Source organism: Streptomyces sp. NPDC015125, assembly GCF_043080045.1.
Taxonomy (GTDB): Bacteria; Actinomycetota; Actinomycetes; order Streptomycetales; family Streptomycetaceae; genus Streptomyces.
Genome location: NZ_JBIBVF010000017.1, coordinates 110,459 through 128,218 on the forward strand (window position 1 = coordinate 110,459; position 17,760 = coordinate 128,218).

Sequence of the window (17,760 nt, forward strand, 5' to 3'; positions counted from 1 at the left end):
CCGACGTTCGGGCTGTCGCCGGAGTGGCTGCTGGCGGACGGCAAACCGTTTGCGGACGGCCTCGTACTCTCGCATCCGGAGCAGCTGGAGCGGTTGCGCCGGGTGTGCCCCGAGGCCGAGAAGACAGCCGTGCTCGCCGGCGACCCCTGCTTCGACCGCATGCTGGCCGGCCACATGTACCGGGAGCGGTTCCGGCGGGCCTTGGGCGTGCGCCGTGGTCAGCGGCTCGTCGTGCTGAACTCGACCTGGAACCCGGAGGGTTTCTTCGGGAACGGCGGTGACCAGGATGTCTTGCCGAATCTGCTGCGCCGCTTTGCCGCCGAGCTGCCTGCCGACGACTACCGGCCGGCGGCGGTCCTGCATCCGAACATCTGGTACGGGCACGGTCCGGGGCAGATCCGTGTGTGGCTGGACCGGGCTCGTCGCAGCGGGCTGAGCCTGATCGACCCCGTGCAGGGTTGGCGGCAGGCCATCCTTGCGGCGGATGTTGTTCTGGGCGACTTCGGGGCGGTCTCCTACTATGCCGCGGCGCTGGGCGTACCCGTGCTGCTGTCGGCCACCGGGGAGGGCAGGCTGGACCCCGAGGCGCCGCTCGCGGAGTTCGTGAGGGAGGCTCCGCGGCTCGACCCGCACGGCCCCTTGCGTGACCAGCTGGCGGATCTCCTGGCGCGGCACCGGCCGCTCGCCGGGCCTGCGGAGTTCACCACCTCGGCCCCGGGAGCCTCGGCAGAACTGCTGCGGCGGCACTTCTACACGCTGATGGAGCTCCCCGAGCCCACCGCGCCCGCGCTCCTGGAGCCGCTGCCCTTGCCGCCTCACGATCCCCCGCGACGCACCACTCCGCTGGATGTCCGTACGCATGTCCGTACACATGCCCGTGGTGCGGGTGTCGTCGTCGAGCGTTCCGCGGGGCATCCGTACGGCGCTGCCGGCCTGACGCACCGGTCCGTGCACGAGGACACCCTCGATCCCGGGGACCTGGCGACGGCTGACGTGATCTGGCGGGACGGACCGGTGGACGACCCTCGCTTGGGTGGCGCAGAGGTGTGGACTGCGGAGGTTCTGCGTCGTCATCCGCACTGCTCCCTCGCCGCATATGTCAGCGGGCCGGACCGGTGCACGGTGCGCACCAGGGCCCTTGGCGTGCTCCGGCTGTCGGCGGGCCCGGGTGCAGATGCCGATCCGGCGGCGTACGCCTCGGCGCTGCACGCGTGGCTGCTGGACGGCGGTACGGTGCCCCGCGATGGGACGGTGCTCCGGGTGCACGTGGCCGGTGGTGTGCACCCGGTCGAGGTGCGCCCGGTAGCGGCTGCTAGTCGTTAGCCTCGCAGCGCTGCCGCAGGCGGGCGAGGTACTCCAGGTGCGGGGTTGCTCCCTCCGGCCTGAGCAGCCGTTCGGCCTCGGCGATCTCGACCAGCGCTGCGGTGTCGTCGCCCCCGGCGTGCAGCGTCTCCGCGAGGTCGGTGAGGACCCGGCCCTGGTTGTACGCCTCCCCCTGTTGCACGAAGAAGCTCCGTGAGTTCTCCAAGTGGGTGCGGGATTGAGCCAGTCGGCCCATGCCGCACAGAGCACGCCCCTGGTGACGCCCGGCCAGTGCCAGGGCGCGCGGAAGGCTCTCCGCACCCTCCTGGCCGGGCGCGATGCGTCGGTACAGGTGCTCTGCCTCGACAAACCGCTCGTACGCTGCGGCGTACTGCCACCGGTGCAGCTGCAGCAGACCCAGCAGCTCCACGGACGACGCCTCGCCCAGCAGATGGCCCGCTGCGCGCTCGCAGGCGACGGCACGCTGCGTCTCCTGGTCGGCCTCGTCCCATCGCTGCAGTTCACCGAGGCAGTGGCCGAGCTGGAAGTGAACTCCCGCTGCCGTGCGGGAATCCGGGTGCTGCTCGTCGGCACACCGGACCGCAATCCGGAGGGCAGGCAGTACCTCGTCCCAGTACCCGGCCTTCATCTGAAGTGGCCACAGGGAACGGGCCAGGCGCAGCACAGTACCGAGGTGTCCATATTCCTGGGCCACGGAGACCGCCCGCAGCACGTTTGCGGCCTCGGCCCGCAAGGCAGCCATGCCCGCGGCCTCGTCGGGGTGGGCCGCCCCCGCTGCCGGGGCGGGCTCGACGCGCCAGCTTCGTGGCAGTGCGGCATGTGCTGCATGCAGCGCACGGTTGAGCACGTGGTCGAGCGTACGAGAGACCGCTGCGGCGCACTCGGAGATTCCGTGCTCTGGACCTGCGGCATCCGTCAGGAGGCGCTGCACCTCGGGCCGGAAGCGGAAACGGCCGTCATGCAGCGGTTCCACCAGCTGAACGTCCACTGCTTCGGTCAGCATCCGGGCGGCTTCCTGCGCGCCCACGTCCGCGGTGGCCGCGGCCAGGTCGGCGTCGAACGCAGGCCAACCGCCCACTGCCGTCAGCCGGCAAAGCCGCGCCGTCCGTGGACCGAGTCCGCGACACGCGACCCGGACCATGCGGAGCACCGGAGAGTGCCCGGTGGTCCCGTCCACCTCATCCGGGAGCGGCGGTTCCTCGGTCAGCAGGCGGACCGCCGCCGCCTTCAGGGCGAAGGGGTTGCCCGCGCAGCGGTCCAGCAGTGCCGGCAGCTCTGGCTTGGCACGTGCGACGTTTTCCGGGCCGGCAACCTTCCGCAGCATCTTCACCGCGTCCCGGTCCTTGAGCTGCGGCACGGCAATGCGCTCAGCCTCCAGCGCGAAAGCCGGGCCGGATGCGATCACCAGGAGGAAGACCTCGGGAGCGGCGGGGATGAGGTTGCGGACCTGTGCGACGTGTGAGGCGTGGTCGATCACCACCAGTGCCTTGCGACCGGCCGTCAGCTGTCGGTACAACTCCTCGCGTCCGGCTTCCGTGGGAGGCATCCGCTCCGGCTCGATCCCCATCTTCTGCAACAGACGCAACAAGACGGCTGACGGTGCCGGTCCGGACGCGGAGGCGTCATGACGGAGGTCGACGTAGAACTGGCCATCGGGGTACTGGGCGATCTGGGCAGCACCCCAATACAGTCCCACCGCAGTGGTGCCGATTCCCGGCGGCCCATGGAGCAGAGCGACCCGTGGCCGACCTGCTGCCGGTCGCCCCGCCTCTCGCGTCAGCTGCTTCAGTACCCGCTGGCGATCGGTGAAGTTCCTGGTGGCAGGCGGTAGTCCCACACCAGGGCTCAGGAGCAGCGTCGGTTCCGGCATGCTCCGCAAGAGCTGGGCCCACTCGCCGTTCTGCCGCGCCTCCTGGCTCAGTTGCGCATGCAGTACCCGCGCCAGCATCTCCCGACCCTCCGAAGTAGCCGGCAGCGGCGTCTCCCTCCCCAGGGTCCGCCTGACCAGCGCGCCCGTCGAGACGAGCACCTGCTTGCCCATCTCCCCTGCGGCGCCATTGCCCACCGCGGTCAGGAATGCAGTGAGCGCCCCCACCGTCACGATCTCGAACACGCCAGCCCCTCCCCTGGTACCGATGTGCGGCCCCTGCCGGACTGTATCCAAGCCGAAGCGAAGCGGGGAAACGATCTGGCCCATCATGGCCCCGACTTGCGACCCCCCGCCGGCCCGGCCAGGTGAGGATCCGCCGCCCGCGGCCGGCCGGCGAACGGCTCACCGTCCATCCGGACCGACGCACCTACGTGCCCGGGGAGGACAGCCCGTGTTCCGACCGACCGAGCGTAGTGACCAGCATCCCGTGGAGTGGCTTCCCGGTGAACGAGCACACCCACGCGGATCCGGAGCGCAGCCTCTCCTGAGAGCCTGCATCCTCACCGTGGCCACCCGACGGAAGACACGGAACTGGTCACCGTCCAGCCAGCCGGCCGCCGCCGGCGCATTCTGCACATCGACGGCCGAGCCGGTTCGGCGCTCACGGAGGTGAACGAGGTGATCGTCACCCCGGCGGCGCCGGAGGGCGTGGCCGCGGTGAGTACCGCGACGCCGGAGGCGTGCCCCCGCAGTGCGGTGCACAGCCGACCGGCGCCGACCGTGGGCGCCACGGTGGTCACGAGCCCGTCCCCGAGGGCGTGGTGCCGAGCAGCCGTCCGGGCCGGGGGGCCACGGCCGCGATGGAGCGCGGTGTGCCCGACGCCGTGTCGGGTCGGGTCTTGATGGTGATCCGGGCGGCCAGTTCGTGGGCCAGGGCACGCGCTTCGTCGGCCGACTCGCCACGGACGATGAGCAGCCCGGACCGGGCGTACGACCAGGCGATGGGGGCCACCGTGTCACCGGGCGCGACGGAGAGCTGCAGTGCCACCACCCGCGGATCGGCGCGCACCTCGTCGGCTGCCGGGCCGGGGAGGTCTACAACGTCGGCGGTGGCACGGAACTCACCAACAGACAGCTCACCGACCGGCTCCTCACGGCATGCGACGCGGACTGGGACAGCGTCGACCAGCCGGCGGACCGCAAGGGCCACGATCTGCGTTACTCGGTCGACCGGTCAAAGATCCGCACCGAGTTGGGGTACGGGCCGCATCATGCCTTCGACGAGGGACCGGCGGAAACGGTGGCCCGGTATCGGGCGAACCGCGACTGGTGGTGCCGTTCACCGGTCCGGCCTGCGGCGACCATCGGGTGATCATGGTCTGCCCGCTTGCCGCACAATGGCCGCATGACAGACAACGAGGAACAGCGCACCCCGTCTCCTGACGCGGTCCTCGCTCTCGGCATCTCCTTCGGTCTGCTGGCCGGAGTCACACTCGGACTGCTGGTCTTTGACAACCTCGGCATCGGCATCGGCGTGGGTGTCGCGCTGGGAGTGGCGATCGGTGTAGCGCGTCGCTTCCGGCGCTAAGGGCTGTCCCCCAACCGATCCATGGGTCGGCGCGGGTGGATGCGGCTGTCTCAGCGGCGGGCCGGCTGCCGCTCCCGCGAGGCGGAGGCCGTCCTCCGGGGCGGCCGGTGGTCGTGGGGCCGAGGGCGGCGCGGTCACAGGGCCCCCTGGGGGGTGAGCACCACGAACTCCGCGCCCGAGGAATCGTTGCAGACGGCGAGCCGGCCGACGCCCTCGGCGGTTTCCGGGCCCATGGACAGCGTGCCGCCGTTGCCCGTCACCAGTCCGACGGTGGCGTCGGTGTCCTTGGAGCCGAACACCGGGTGCCAGTACGGCTTTCCGCCCGGCCCGAGCAGATCCGCGGGGACGCCCATGAGGCCGCCGTGCATCCGGTCCTCGCCGCATCCCGCGGGGGTGAGCAGGGTGTAGCTGCCGCCACCGCCGGGCAGCGGCATGTCCTGGGTACTCCAGCCGAAGACCGTCGTATAGAAGGTCTGCGCGGCGGCCGGATCGGTGGTGTACAGCTCCGTCCAGCACAGGCTTCCCGGACCGTCCGCGGCTTCGATACCCGGGTAGCGCGCCGGCTGCCAGACGGCGAACTCCGCGCCCTGCGGGTCCGCGAGCCGGGCGAACCTGCCGTCGTCCGCACCGACCAGGGCGGGCGCGGAGCGGACCGAGCCGCCGGCCTGCTCCACCGCTTTGGCCGTGGCATCCGCGTCGGGGGTGTGGAAGTAGAGCGTCCAGGCGGAGCGGGCGCCCTCCTCGGGGAGCGGACCGACCGCGCCGACAGCCGTGCCGTCGAGCCGGAAGAGGGTATATCCGCCCGCGCCCTGGTCACCGTAGGGTTCGGACCGCCAGCCGAACACGGCCCGGTAGAAGGCCGTTGCGACCTCGACATCGGGGGCGCCGAGGTCGAGCCAGCACGGGGAGCCGGGGACGAAGGCAGTAGTGATCATGACGATTCCCTTCGCGGATCCTCTGAATTCAGCCTGCCATCCGGCACTGACAACCGCCCGTCGGCCGGGATTCGGCGTCCGCGCGCGTGCTTGCCGGCCTGACGCGCGCTCGTCAAGCAGCAGCAGCGAATGCATCGCCAATCGGATGCGCGTATGGGTATGGGTGCGCGTACACAGCGGGCGCACACAGCGGGCGTCAACAGGGGCGGCCGCCACCACGGGGGAGAAACGCATGAAACTTCGCCATGTTCGTGCCGTTGCCGCATGCGCACTGGTGGTCGTCGCGCTGACCGGCGCACGGCATTCGCACGGCGGGGCTGCGGCAGCAGCCACAGCTCCGGCAGCAGCGGCGGCGACAGCAGCTCCGGCACCAGCGGCTACAGCAGCTCCGGGAACACCACCAGCGGGAGCAGCGTCGGTTCGCCGACCGCCGGGTCCACCACACCGCCCGAGTCGGACATCCACCTCACCGACTGCCAGGTCGACAGCGCCGCCGGCACGCTCAGCGCCAAGCTGAGCGTGACGAACGGCAACTCGCAGAGCTCGGCGAGCCACAACGGCACCGTGCAGTTCACCGACGAAACCGGGGCCACCTTCGGTTCCGCGGCGATTTCCGTCGATGCGGTGGCCGCCGGCTCCACCCGGCCCGCCGCTGTCTCCGGCACCTTCCTCAAGAGCCCCAACGGGCAGGGGCCGAAGTCGGGCGAGTGCAAGCTGGGCCAGGTCGGGAAGGCCACCCGCCGAGTCCGGCAACGCCTCTGCTCCGCAAGGGAGTTCAGGGCCGCTCCCGGTACAGCTCCTTGGCGATGATCGAGCGCTGCACCTCTGTGGCGCCCTCGTAGATGCGGGGCGCACGGACCTCGCGGTAGAGGTGTTCCAGCAGGTGGCCACGGCGCAGCGCGCGGGCGCCGTGGATCTGGACGGCGGCGTCGACGACGTACTGGGCGGTCTCGGTCGCCAGCAGCTTGGCCATGGCCGAGCGGCGGGCGATGTCCGGGGCGCCGGTGTCGTACGCGGATGCGGCCGCGTACACCAGGAGGCGGGCGGACTCGACCCGGGTGGCCATCTCGGCGAGCTGGTGGCCGACGGACTGCAGGTCCCTGAGCGGGCCGCCGAACGCGGTGCGCGCGCCCGCGTGCGTGAGCGCCGCGTCCAGCGCGGCCTGCGCCATGCCGACCGCGAAGGCGCCGACGCTCGGCCGGAAGAGGTTCAGGGTGGCCATCGCGACGGCAAAGCCGCCGTCCACCTCGCCCAGGACATCTGCCCGGGTCACGGGCGTGCCGTCGAACTGAAGCGTGCCGATCGGGTGCGGGCTGAGCATGTCCAGGTGCGCGCCGGTCAGGCCCGGCCGGCCGGCGGGCACCAGGAAGGCCGTGACACCGCGCGCGCCCGCCCCGCCTCCGGTGCGGGCGAAGACGGTGGCGAAGTCCGCCTCGGGGGCGTTGGAGATCCAGCACTTCTCGCCGGTGAGCCGCCAGCCGTCCGGGCCGTCCGGCTCGGCGGCCAGGGACAGCGCGGCGGCGTCCGAGCCCGCGCCGGGCTCGCTCAGCGCGAACGACGCGACCGCACGGCCGGCGGCCACCTCCGGCAGCCAGCGGGCGCGCTGGGCCTCGGTCCCGGACTGCACGATCGGATAGGCCCCCAAGCCCTGGAGCGCCAGTGCGGTCTCCGCCTCCGTGCACTCCTGGGCGAGGGATTCCCGCAGCAGGCACAGGTCCAGGGCGCGCAAGGCGCCGCCGTCGGGGAACAGGCGGCGCAGCAGGCCCAGTTCGCCCAGGGCCGCGACCAGCGGGCGGTTGACCCGGCCCTCCTCGCCCTTCTCCGCCAGCGGGCTCAGCCGTTCGGCCGTCAGCGCGCGCAGTTCGGCGCACCATTCCTGCTCATCCGGTCCCAGCGCGAATACGGTCACGAGGCGGCTCCCTGGTAGCGGTCCTCTATCGCGGTCTGTTGACTGCCGTCACGAACACGTTACGCTGACGACGGATCCGAACGGCAGTACCCGACCCGTGGAACGAGCAGGCAACCACGCCCTCCCGACCGGTTGCCGCACCGTCCATCGCCCTCGTCCCTCCTTCCCCCGGCCGCTCGTCGGCCCCCTTCTCGCGAGTCCGCCATGATCCGTAAGACACGCCCCAGGGGGCATACGCCATGGAGCTACGGTCCTCGGCCCACACCGACACCTTCGCGCGCGACCGGCTGCCGCCCCACGACCAGTGGCCGCACCTCACCGACCTGGGCTACCCCGACCGGCTGAACTGCGGCGCCGAGCTGCTGGACGGCACCATCGCGCGGCTCGGCGCCGACCGGCCCGCGGTCCGTGACGCGAGCGGGCCGGTCTGGACGTACGGGCAGCTGCGTGCGCAGGTCGACGCGATCGCCCATGCGCTCACCGGCCGGCTGGGGGTGCTGCCGGGCAACCGCGTCCTGCTGCGCGGGCCCACCACGCCCTGGCTGGCCGCCTGCTGGCTCGCCGTGATGAAGGCGGGGGCGGTCGCGGTGACCGTGCTGGCCACGCAGCGCCCCGAGGAGCTGGCCACGATCGCGGGGATCGCGCAGGCCCGGTATGCGCTGTGCGACGTCCGCTCGGTCGACGACCTGGTCAAGGCCGAGGTCCCGGGGCTGCGGATCACCACGTTCGGCGGGGACGGGCCGGGCGATCTGCGGCAGCTGGCCCGGCCCGGCGGCGCGCCGTACCCGGCCGTGGAGACCTCCGCCGACGATGTGGCACTGATCGCCTTCACCTCCGGCACCACCGGCCGCCCCAAGGGCTGTATGCACTTCCACCGCGATGTGCTCGCCATCGCGGACACCTTCTCGGCGCAGGTACTGCGTCCGGAGCCGGACGATGTGTTCGCCGGCAGTCCGCCGCTCGGCTTCACCTTCGGTCTCGGCGGGCTGGTGATCTTCCCGCTGCGGGCCGGCGCCTCGGCCTTTCTCGCCGACTGGGGCGGGCCCGAACGCCTGCTCGGCGATATCGCGGTGCACCGGATCTCGGTGCTGTTCACCGCGCCGACCGCCTACCGCGCGATGCTGCCCAAGCTCTCCGGGCACGACATCTCCTCGCTGCGCCGGTGCGTATCGGCCGGTGAGAACCTGCCCGCCGCGACCTGGCAGGCCTGGTACGAGGCGACCGGTCTGCGGATCATCAACGGCATCGGCGCCACGGAGCTGCTGCACATCTTCGTCTCGGCCGCCGACGGGGCGGCCCGCCCGGGTACGACGGGAGTGCCGGTCCCCGGCTTCCGGGCGCGGGTGGTCGGCGCGGACGGCACACCGCTGCCGGACGGCGAAGCGGGGCTGCTCGCCGTACAGGGGCCCACCGGCTGCCGCTATCTCGCGGACCCCCGGCAGACCGACTACGTACGGGACGGCTGGAACCTCACCGGCGACACCTACATCCGCGAACCGGACGGCTACTTCCGCTATGTGGCCCGTGCGGACGACATGATCATTTCGGCCGGCTACAACATCGCGGGCCCCGAGGTGGAGGACGCACTGCTGCGGCACCCCGATGTGACCGAGGCGGCGGTGGTCGGACGGGCCGACGAGGACCGCGGGCAGGTGGTCGTCGCCCATGTCGTGCTGCGGCCCGGCGTCTCCCGGGGGGAGGACACCGTCGCCGCGCTCCGCGCCTTCACCAAGACCCGGATCGCGCCCTACAAATGTCCGCGCGAGATCGTCTTCCATACCTCTCTGCCGCGCACCCCGACCGGTAAGCTCCAGCGCTTCCGGCTGCGGGACCCCCTCTAGAGTGACCCGGTGAACGACCAGCAAACACAGCGCACCCCACGGTCCCTGATCGTCACGTTCTACGGCGCCTACGGGCGAGGCGGGGCCGGGTCCGCGGGCGGTACGGCCGCCCCGGTGCCGGTCGCCGCCCTGATCCGGCTCCTCGGTGCGCTCGGAGTGGATCCGCCGTCGGTGCGCTCCGCGGTCTCCCGTCTCAAGCGTCGCGAGCTGCTGGTACCCGCCCGTACGGCCACCGGGGCGGCCGCGTACGGGCTGTCCGACGCGGGCCGCGAACTGCTGGAGGACGGCGACCGGCGGATCTTCGGCCGGCCGGCCGCCCGGCTGTCGGACGGCTGGGTGCTGGCCGTCTTCTCCGTCCCCGAGGAGGAGCGGCACAAGCGGCATCTGCTGCGCTCCCGGCTGGCGCGGCTCGGTTTCGGCACCGCGGCACCGGGCGTGTGGATCGCCCCCGCGCAGCTCTACGAGGAGACCCGGCACACTCTGGAGCGGCTGCAACTGTCCCCGTACGTCGACCTGTTCACCGGTGAGCACGCCGGTTTCGCCCCCACGGCGGACGCGGTGGCCCGCTGGTGGGACCTGGACGCCATCGCCGCGCGGCACCGCGCCTTCCTCGAGGAGCAGGAACCCGTCCTCCGGCAGTGGTCGCGGCGCCGCTCGGTGCCCCCCGAAGCGGCCTACCGCGACTATCTGCTGGCGCTGGACGCCTGGCGTCAGTTGCCCTACGCGGATCCCGGACTGCCCTCTCCCCTCCTGCCGGAGGACTGGCCGGGGGGCCGCGCGGCGGAGGTGTTCAGCCGGCTGCACGCCGTACTGCAGGCCGCCGGGGCCCGTTACGCGCACGAATTGACGACCGGGGCGTAGCGTCCTCGCTCCGCCACCCGCCGCCTCAGCGACGGCGCTGCTGGGCCCCCACCCCGACGCCCGGCCGTGGCCTGGCAGCAGCGATCACGGAGACCACGTCCTTGAAGGAGCTGCACATCCGGGTGCCGGCGACCGCGGCGAGCTCGCCGAACGTGCCGACCCCGTAGGTCACCGCGACCGGCTCCATCCGCGCGGTGACCGCCATCCTCATGTCCCCCACGGTGTCCCCCACATACGCGCTCTGCCAGGCCGCGACACCGAGCCGGCCGGCCGCCCTCAGCACCATCTCCGGGTGCGGTTTGCCGCGCCGGACCATGTCCTGGCCGATGACCGGGCCGACCAGGTCGCGGATGCCCATGACATCGAGCAGCGCCTCGGCGCTGCGGGTGGTCTTGGACGTGGCGACGGCCAGCTCCACGCCGTGGGCGCGCAGCGCGGACAGTCCCGCGGTCACACCCGGGAAGAGCAGCTGCGGTCCCTGGCACAGGACTTCATAGGCGAACAGTTCGCGGTAGCGGGAGATGGCCGCCTGCACCCGGCCGTCGTCCTCGGGCTTGCCCAGCAGCCGGCCGAAGGCGGGGCCGGGAGGTTTGCCGATAGCGGAGGCCGCCTGCCGGGCGGTCACCGAACACCCCTGTTCCGAGGCCACCTTGACCAGCAGCTTGCTGATCGGGGGCAGGGTGTTGGCGAGGGTGCCGTCCAGATCGAAGACGGCGGCCCTGATCGTCTCGCCGCCGGCGCCCCGTGCACCTCTCACGGGACGTTCGACTTCCGTTGCTACGCGCATGGCTGGAGACCTTTCCGGATTCCGATGGGGGTGCAGGGGCTCGGGTGACGTTGCTCGCTCGGCTGATGGGGCGGCCTGCGGTCGAGGACCGGTGAAGGCAAAGGCGGTCTCGCCATGGCGCACCGCTGTCCAACGGCGGTACGCGACCGTCAAGGCGGCTGCAACGGAAGGGACCTTCCCGTTTGCCGCCTTCGGAGATTTAAAAACCGTCTGCGCTGTTTGTCAATGGACCCCTACCGCCCCTGACGGGTCGACAACACCCCTGCCGGGAGCCAGACTGGGGGCGTAGCGCGCCGCACACGTCGCCGGGGCTCCGATCGAGCGGCCGATCGCCGACTTCGCGTCAGGGCCCGCCAGTTCTGGCCAATCACCCGAAGCATACAGAACCGCATGGTTGGTTTTCTATGTACACTGCATGGAGCTCGCAGCCGTACTAGAGACGGGACGGACACCGTGCCCACCCAGCATCGCGCCATCCAGAGCCGCCAGGCACTCATCCGCTCGGCCGCAGAGACCTTCCTGGAGAAGGGGGTACCCGCCGCGGGCATGGTCGAGATCAGCCGGCGGGCCCGGCTGAGCAAGGGAGCGCTCTACTTCCACTTCACCTCCAAGGACGACCTCACACTCGCGGTGCGGGACGCGGCGCTCGCGACCCTCCAGGAGATCGAGGACGTCTTCACCCGCTCCCCGGAGCCACTGGCCATCGCCGTAAGGGACTTCACCGTCGAGCTGTTCGGGCGGGTGGAGTCGGACGCCGTGCTGCGCGCCGGACTGCGGTTGCGTCCGGAGACCGCGCCGGGGCTCGGTATCTACGCCCTGGAGCAGCGCTGGTACGCGCTCTTCCTCGACAAGGCGGTGACCTGCGGGACCGGCGGACCGGTCGGACCGCATGCGTCGGACACCGAACCGCGGCGCACCGCACAGCTGTTGACCTCGCTCGTGGTGGGCCTGCTCCATCTGGGCAGCGAGGACCGGACGTGGTGGGAGCGCGAGGCCGTGGTCGGCCTGTGGGCCCTGCTGCCGGCCGCGCCCGGACAGGTTCCCGCCGTCGGCATCCCGGCACCGACGCAGATCCCGGCGGCCGGCTGACCCGGTCCGGCCCGTACGGCCTCCCCCGCCGCCCCGCCCCGGCCCTCGCGCCCCGACCTCACAACTCGACCAGCACGGCCCCGATATGACGTCCCTGTGTGAGTTCGCACAGCGCCCGCGGCGCCTGCTCGATCCCCTTCAGAAGGGCATGCGGGAAGACCAACGAGCCCTCCCGCAGGCCCTGACCGAACTCCTTTGTCCACTCCTGCGGCAGATCCGGGTGCGCGTGCAGGCCGAAGCCGCGCAGGAGCACCCGCCGCGTGATGATCAGCCCCGCATCCAACTCCACCGGAGCGGCGCCGCCGACACCCCCGCCCAGCTGGCTGGAGAGTGCGCCGACCAGTGCGAACCGGGCATCGGGGCGTGCCATGGCAAGCGCCGCCGTGAGCTGCTCGCCGCCCACGGTGTCCAGCAGCACATCGATGCCGCCCGGCGCCGCCCGGCGCAGCTGGCGTTCGATCGGCGCGGCGCCGCGCACGATCGTGTCGTCGTACCCCAGTTCGGCGCGCAGCCGGGCCGCCTTGCGCTCCGAGCCGGTGCTGCCGACGACCCGGCTGGCGCCCAGCCGCCGCGCCAACTGCCCGGCCAGGCTGCCCACACCGCCCGCCGCTCCGGTGACGAAAACGGTGTCCCCCGGCCGCACCTCGGCGGCACGGCGCAGCGCGCCCCAGGCCGTCGCCCCCTGCGACAGATGCGCGGCAGCAGTCGGCAGCGCGTCCGCCTCCAGCCGCCGGACACGCGACTCCTCGACGGCCGCGAACTCGCGCCAGCCGTAGGGGTGATGCACCAGCTCGCCGGGCGTGAAGCCGCCGCCGGGAGCCGCCACCACCTCACCGACCGCGGAGCCCCACAGCGCCTCACCCGGCACAAATGAGGCCATGGGCAGCCGCATTCCGGTCATCTGCGACCGCATCGCCGCGGTCACCGCCATCAGACGGGTGCGCACCAGCACCTGCCCCGGCGCGGGCTGTGGCACCGGGACCTCGGCGATGCTGAAGTGACCTACGGCCAGTTCACCATCGGGCCGGTCGACCAGCCGGACCTCGCGGTGCATGGCGGGTATGGCGGGGACGACGGTGGGGGGCATCGGACGGCTCCTCGCGCTCGTAGTACTCGACGGCGCCGCAGCGGTTCGCGACGCCGGATCGCGCCCTTTCGACTTCCCACTCGTTCCGCGCAATTCCATACCGCATGGTTGGCTTCTTTATGATGCGGAAATAGACTGCGCGGCCACGGGCAGCGGGTCGCACCCAGGCACAACAACTCCAAGAGAGCATACGGAGGATGATCGGTGGTCAAGCAGGAGCGCGCTGTGCGCACCCGACGTGCCGTCCTCGAAGCAGCGGCTCATGTCATCGGCAGCCGCGGGTACCAGGCGGCCACGATGGCCGAGATCATCCAGCGCGCCGGGGTCACCAAGGGAGCGGTGTACTTCCACTTCACGTCCAAGAACGCACTGGCCCGCGCGGTGATAACGGAGCAGACGGATCCGTTCCTGCCGCAAGTCAGCGAGTCCCGGCTGCAGGACGCCATCGACTTCACGCATCAGGTGGCACTGGCCCTGCGCAGTGACCCGTTGCTCCAGGCCGGTACCCGTATCGCGGTCGAGACGACGTTCAGTGAGGACCCGCTGGTGCCGTACCAGGCCTGGACCGACATCATCACGACGATGTTCACCGAGGCCCGGGACAACGGCGAGCTGCTGGCGGGCGTGGCACCGGACCGGGCGGCCGAGTTCTTTGTCTCCGCGTATATGGGAGTGCAGCTGTTCTCGCGGGCCGCGACCAACCGCGCCGACCTCCCGGAGCGCGTCACGGCCCTGTGGAAGCACACTCTGCCGGGTCTCGCGTCGCCGGGCGCGCTGGGCCATCTGGACCCGCACGGCCGCAGCGTGAAGATCCCGGTCTGACGCCCCGGCCCTGCCCCCGGCGGAGTCGGGCTTGTTCAGGGGCCCCCAAAAACAAACCACATGGCCCGTATCTTACGGTCGGGCTATCACCACCGAGGCTCAGCCCGTCAGGGCGTCGTGAGCCGCACACGGAAAGGAAGTCCCATGGCCGGCGCCACGCTCACACCGTACTTGCCCGATCAGCGCCACGACCTCGGAGGCCGGTTCGCCGACGGCAACCGACCACCGCAGCTCACCACGACCGTGCCGCGCGAGTACGTCCACCGCACCGCCGTATCCGAGGTCTTCCTGACCAACTGGCGGGCCGGCGACGACGGCTGGGTGGTCAGCGCCCAGTGGCCGCGTGCCCACACCTTCTACGGTCCGGCCCACGGGCTGCACGACCCGCTGCTGTTGATAGAGACCATCCGGCAGGCCGGGATTTTACTGAGCCATGTCGCGCATCGGGTGCCGCTGGACCACCAGATCATCTGGCAGCGGGTCCGCTATGACCTCGCGCCGCAGGCGCTGCGCGCCACGGAGCAGCCGGCCGAGGTCGCGCTGCACATCACCGACCACGACCTGGTCCACCGCGGCACCCGGCTGGTCAGCGTCCGCCAGGAGTTCCGGATTGTCTGCGACGGCGCCGACCTGGCCTCCGCGACGCTCCTCTACTCCTGTCACAGCCCGGCCGTCTACCGCCGGCTGCGCGGCGCATACAGCGATCTGGCCCTCGCCAACTCCCGGAAAGTGCCGCTGCCGGAGGCCGTCGCCCCGCAGCTGGTCGCCCGGGAACGCGCACGCGATGTGGTGCTCTCCCCCACCGACCGCCCCGATCGCTGGCAACTGCGGGTGGACACCTCGCACCCGGTGCTCTTCGACCATCCCGTGGATCACACGCCCGGGATGCTGATGGTCGAGGCCGCCCGGCAGGCCGCGCAGGCGGCAACGCCCGGCTTCACCGTGCCCGCCTCGATGGACTGTGCCTTCGAACGATACGCCGAACTCGATGCGCCTTCCTGGGTTGAGGCGCGCACCACCGGCCGCACCGACGGCGACCGCCGGCAGATCGAGGTCGCCGTCGAACAGCACGGCAAGCCGGTGGTCTCGGCGCAGATCGCCTGCGTACCGACGGCCTGACCGCCCGCCCCGCCGGGCGCCCGGCCCCCCTGACCCGGCCACCCTTGACCGGCCGTCCTCACCGGCCCGCCGGCTCCCGGACCGGCCCCTCACCGAGGGGCCCCTTCCCCCGGCCGACTGCTTCGCCGTCCCGCTCCGCCCACTGCCGGGCCGGCCACGGAACGGCCCCGCCCCGCTGCCCGTGCCTCCCCGTCACCGCAGCGTGAGGCGGGGCTTCGGCGCATCGGTACGTCCGGTGGGCGGGGTGCGGCTGCCCGCCTGGTAGGGCAGCGGCCAGACGGCGCCCGGCCCCGCGTACCCCTGCTCGGCGGCCGCGTGCAGCGTCCAGTGCGGGTCGTACAGATGCGGTCTGGCCAGTGCGCACAGATCCGCGCGCCCGGCCAGTACCAGGGAGTTGACGTCGTCCCAGGAGGAGAGGGCACCGACCGCGATGACCGGCACGCCGAGGGTGTTGCGGATCCGGTCGGCGAACGGGGTCTGGTACGAGCGGCCGTAGTCGGGACGCTCGTCGGGGACGACCTGTCCGGTGGACACATCGATGGCATCGGCGCCGTGCTCGGTGAAGGCCCGCGCGATCGCCACCGCGTCGTCCGCGGTGGTGCCGCCGTCCGCCCAGTCGGTCGCGGAGATACGGACCGTCATCGGGCGGCCGGCCGGCCAGACGGCGCGCACCGCGTCGAAGACCTCCAACGGGAAACGCAGCCGGCCGGTGAGATCGCCGCCATAGGCGTCGGTGCGGTGGTTGGTGAGCGGTGAGAGGAAGCCGGAGAGCAGGTAGCCGTGGGCGCAGTGGAGTTCGAGAAGGTCGAAGCCCGCCCGGGCGGCCGACTCCGCGGAGCGGACGAACTGTTCGCGGACGGTGTTCAGTTCGGTCGCGGACAACGCCTGCGGGATCTGGTTGACGCCGGGGCGATAGGGCAGTGCGGAGGGCGCCACGAGGGGCCAGTTGCCGTCCTGGAGCGGCTGGTCGATGCCCTCCCACATCAGCCGGGTCGAGCCCTTGCGGCCGGAGTGGCCGAGCTGGACGCCGATGGCGGTGCCGGGCGCGGAGGTGTGGACGAAGTCGGTGACCCGGCGCCAGGCCGTCTCGTGTTCCGGCGCATACAGCCCCGTACAGCCCGGTGTGATCCGGCCCTCGCGGCTGACACACACCATCTCCGTCATCACCAGCCCGGCGCCGCCCAGCGCGCGGGCTCCGAGGTGGACGAGGTGGAAGTCGCCGGGGGTGCCGTCACCGTCCGCGGCGGAGTACATGTCCATCGGGGAGACCACGACGCGGTTGCGCAGTGTCAGCTCCCCAAGCCGGAACGGCATGAACATGGGGGGCGTGGCGGACGGGGTGCCCGCCTCGTGCTCGACGGCCGCGACGAATCCGGGGTCGCGCAGCCGCAGGTTGTCGTGGGTGACGCGGCGGCTGCGGGTGAGGAGGTTGAAGGCGAACTGGTGGGGCGGCTGGTCGAGATAGGTGGCCAGCTCCTCGAACCAGGCGAGGCTGGCGCGGGCGGCGCGCTGGGTGGAGGCGACGATCGGGCGGCGCTCCTCCTCGTACGCGGCCAGGGCGCTGGCGGTGTCGGGCTGCTCCTGGAGGCAGGCCGCCAGCGCGAGGGCGTCCTCGACGGCGAGCTTGGTGCCCGAGCCGATGGAGAAGTGCGCGGTGTGCGCGGCGTCGCCGAGCAGCACCGTATTGCCGTGCGACCAGCGGTCGTTGACGACCGTACGGAAGGCGATCCAGCTGGAGTTGTTGGAGCGCAGCGACCGGCCGCGCAGGGCGTCGGTGAAGACCTTGGCGCACCACTCCGCCGATTCGTGCTCGGCACAGCGGTCGAGTCCGGCCGCCCGCCAGACCTCCTCGCGCATCTCGACGATGACCGTGCTGGCACCGAGGGTGCCTTCCGCCGTCCCGCAGTGCGGCGCCTCGGGGTGCTGCGGGGCGGGCGAGGGCCCGGCGGCGAAGGGGTAGGCGTGGAGCTGGACGACGCCGTGCTCGGTCTCGGCGATCTCGAAGCGGAAGGCGTCGAAGGCGAAGTCGGCGGCGAGCCAGATGTAGCGGCAGCGGTGGGTGGTCAGCTGCGGTCGGAAGGCATCGGCATGGGCGGTGCGGGTCGCGCTGTGCACCCCGTCGGCGGCGATCACCAGGTCATGCGTGCGCGCCAGCTCGGCGGCGGGCGGGGCCTCGGTACGAAAGCGCAGTGCGATGCCGAGGTCGCGGCAGCGCCGGTGGAGCACGGCCAGCAGCCGGCGCCGCCCCAGCGCGGCGAAGCCGTGCCCGCCGGAGGTCAGGGTGCGGCCGCGGTGCACGATGTCGATGTCGTCCCAGCGGACGAACTCCGCCTGGAGTGCGCGGTAGACCTCCGGGTCGGCGTGCTCGATACCGCCGAGGGTCTCGTCGGAGAGCACCACGCCGAAGCCGAAGGTGTCGTCGGGCGCGTTGCGCTCCCAGACGGTGATCTCGCGGGTGGGGTCGAGGCGCTTGAGGAGGACCGCGGCGTACAGCCCGCCCGGTCCGCCGCCGATGACGGCGACCCGCAT

At 72.0% G+C, this 17,760-nt stretch carries 16 protein-coding genes and 1 pseudogene; 9 read left to right on the plus strand and 8 right to left on the minus strand.

Annotated elements, in window-relative coordinates:
- On the plus strand, positions 1-1,323 hold a 1,323-nt coding region (locus ACF088_RS28675), incomplete at its 5' end, for a hypothetical protein (protein ID WP_392378750.1).
- Here the strand turns inward: ACF088_RS28675 and ACF088_RS28680 are convergent.
- The 3 genes from ACF088_RS28680 to ACF088_RS28690 all read right to left on the minus strand — a co-directional run bounded on the left by ACF088_RS28680 (position 1,313) and on the right by ACF088_RS28690 (position 4,262).
- A complete protein-coding gene (locus ACF088_RS28680) occupies positions 1,313-3,436 on the minus strand; it encodes an ATP-binding protein (protein ID WP_392378751.1) in 2,124 nt (707 codons plus the stop codon). The two genes, ACF088_RS28675 and ACF088_RS28680, sit on opposite strands and share 11 nt — an antisense overlap.
- Positions 3,437-3,753: 317 nt before the next feature.
- A complete protein-coding gene (locus ACF088_RS28685) occupies positions 3,754-3,993 on the minus strand; it encodes a flavin reductase family protein (RefSeq protein ID WP_392378752.1) in 240 nt (79 codons plus the stop codon).
- Positions 3,990-4,262, minus strand: coding sequence for a hypothetical protein (locus tag ACF088_RS28690; protein WP_392378753.1), 273 nt, complete (start codon positions 4,260-4,262; stop codon positions 3,990-3,992). Before ACF088_RS28690 ends, ACF088_RS28685 begins: the two co-directional genes overlap by 4 nt.
- A 12-nt stretch (positions 4,263-4,274) precedes the next feature.
- Here ACF088_RS28690 and ACF088_RS28695 point away from each other — a divergent pair.
- A pseudogene (locus ACF088_RS28695) lies at positions 4,275-4,565 on the plus strand (dTDP-glucose 4,6-dehydratase); the annotation flags it as partial.
- A gap of 33 nt (positions 4,566-4,598) precedes the next feature.
- Complete coding sequence (locus ACF088_RS28700; protein WP_392378754.1) at positions 4,599-4,781, plus strand: hypothetical protein; 183 nt, start codon at positions 4,599-4,601, stop codon at positions 4,779-4,781.
- A gap of 134 nt (positions 4,782-4,915) precedes the next feature.
- Here ACF088_RS28700 and ACF088_RS28705 read toward each other — a convergent pair whose 3' ends face one another.
- The gene (locus ACF088_RS28705) at positions 4,916-5,716 is read right to left on the minus strand and encodes a VOC family protein (RefSeq protein ID WP_392378755.1); all 801 of its coding nucleotides are present in this window, start codon (positions 5,714-5,716) and stop codon (positions 4,916-4,918) included.
- 264 nt (positions 5,717-5,980) lie between these two features.
- On the opposite strand from ACF088_RS28705, the gene ACF088_RS28710 reads away from it, so the two are divergent.
- Positions 5,981-6,526 carry a hypothetical protein gene (locus ACF088_RS28710; protein ID WP_392378756.1) on the plus strand — a complete coding sequence of 182 codons (546 nt, stop codon included), beginning with the start codon at positions 5,981-5,983 and terminating at the stop codon, positions 6,524-6,526.
- On the opposite strand, the gene ACF088_RS28715 is transcribed toward ACF088_RS28710, so the two are convergent.
- A complete protein-coding gene (locus ACF088_RS28715) occupies positions 6,492-7,625 on the minus strand; it encodes an acyl-CoA dehydrogenase family protein (RefSeq protein ID WP_392378757.1) in 1,134 nt (377 codons plus the stop codon). The genes ACF088_RS28710 and ACF088_RS28715 overlap by 35 nt on opposite strands.
- A gap of 239 nt (positions 7,626-7,864) precedes the next feature.
- On the opposite strand from ACF088_RS28715, the gene ACF088_RS28720 reads away from it, so the two are divergent.
- Positions 7,865-9,466 (plus strand): AMP-binding protein, encoded by a 1,602-nt coding sequence (locus ACF088_RS28720; protein ID WP_392378758.1) that lies wholly within the window; start codon positions 7,865-7,867, stop codon positions 9,464-9,466.
- A gap of 9 nt (positions 9,467-9,475) precedes the next feature.
- The gene (locus tag ACF088_RS28725; protein ID WP_392378759.1) at positions 9,476-10,327 is read left to right on the plus strand and encodes a PaaX family transcriptional regulator C-terminal domain-containing protein; all 852 of its coding nucleotides are present in this window, start codon (positions 9,476-9,478) and stop codon (positions 10,325-10,327) included.
- A gap of 25 nt (positions 10,328-10,352) precedes the next feature.
- Here ACF088_RS28725 and ACF088_RS28730 read toward each other — a convergent pair whose 3' ends face one another.
- Positions 10,353-11,084, minus strand: a complete 732-nt coding sequence (locus ACF088_RS28730; protein WP_392378760.1) for an HAD family hydrolase — start codon at positions 11,082-11,084, stop codon at positions 10,353-10,355.
- A gap of 483 nt (positions 11,085-11,567) precedes the next feature.
- Here ACF088_RS28730 and ACF088_RS28735 point away from each other — a divergent pair, with 483 nt between their 5' ends.
- Entirely contained in the window at positions 11,568-12,203 is a 636-nt protein-coding gene (locus tag ACF088_RS28735) for a TetR family transcriptional regulator (protein ID WP_392378761.1), read from the plus strand.
- 58 nt (positions 12,204-12,261) lie between these two features.
- On the opposite strand, the gene ACF088_RS28740 is transcribed toward ACF088_RS28735, so the two are convergent.
- Entirely contained in the window at positions 12,262-13,290 is a 1,029-nt protein-coding gene (locus ACF088_RS28740; RefSeq protein WP_392378762.1) for an MDR family NADP-dependent oxidoreductase, read from the minus strand.
- 225 nt (positions 13,291-13,515) lie between these two features.
- Here ACF088_RS28740 and ACF088_RS28745 point away from each other — a divergent pair, with 225 nt between their 5' ends.
- Positions 13,516-14,112 (plus strand): ScbR family autoregulator-binding transcription factor, encoded by a 597-nt coding sequence (locus tag ACF088_RS28745; protein WP_392378763.1) that lies wholly within the window; start codon positions 13,516-13,518, stop codon positions 14,110-14,112.
- Between the two features lie 144 nt (positions 14,113-14,256).
- Complete coding sequence (locus ACF088_RS28750) at positions 14,257-15,231, plus strand: ScbA/BarX family gamma-butyrolactone biosynthesis protein (RefSeq protein ID WP_392378764.1); 975 nt, start codon at positions 14,257-14,259, stop codon at positions 15,229-15,231.
- 192 nt (positions 15,232-15,423) lie between these two features.
- Here the strand turns inward: ACF088_RS28750 and ACF088_RS28755 are convergent, their stop codons facing one another.
- The gene (locus tag ACF088_RS28755) at positions 15,424-17,760 is read right to left on the minus strand and encodes an oxidoreductase (RefSeq protein ID WP_392378821.1); all 2,337 of its coding nucleotides are present in this window, start codon (positions 17,758-17,760) and stop codon (positions 15,424-15,426) included.

Coding starts and splice junctions, on each gene's coding strand:
- ACF088_RS28700 (WP_392378754.1), top strand. CDS start 4,599: ATGACAGACAACGAGGAACAGCGCACCCCGTCTCCTGACGCGGTCCTC.
- ACF088_RS28710 (WP_392378756.1), top strand. CDS start 5,981: ATGCGCACTGGTGGTCGTCGCGCTGACCGGCGCACGGCATTCGCACGG.
- ACF088_RS28750 (WP_392378764.1), top strand. CDS start 14,257: ATGGCCGGCGCCACGCTCACACCGTACTTGCCCGATCAGCGCCACGAC.
- ACF088_RS28740 (WP_392378762.1), bottom strand. CDS start 13,290: ATGCCCCCCACCGTCGTCCCCGCCATACCCGCCATGCACCGCGAGGTC.
- ACF088_RS28705 (WP_392378755.1), bottom strand. CDS start 5,716: ATGATCACTACTGCCTTCGTCCCCGGCTCCCCGTGCTGGCTCGACCTC.
- ACF088_RS28755 (WP_392378821.1), bottom strand. CDS start 17,760: ATGCGGGTCGCCGTCATCGGCGGCGGACCGGGCGGGCTGTACGCCGCG.
- ACF088_RS28720 (WP_392378758.1), top strand. CDS start 7,865: ATGGAGCTACGGTCCTCGGCCCACACCGACACCTTCGCGCGCGACCGG.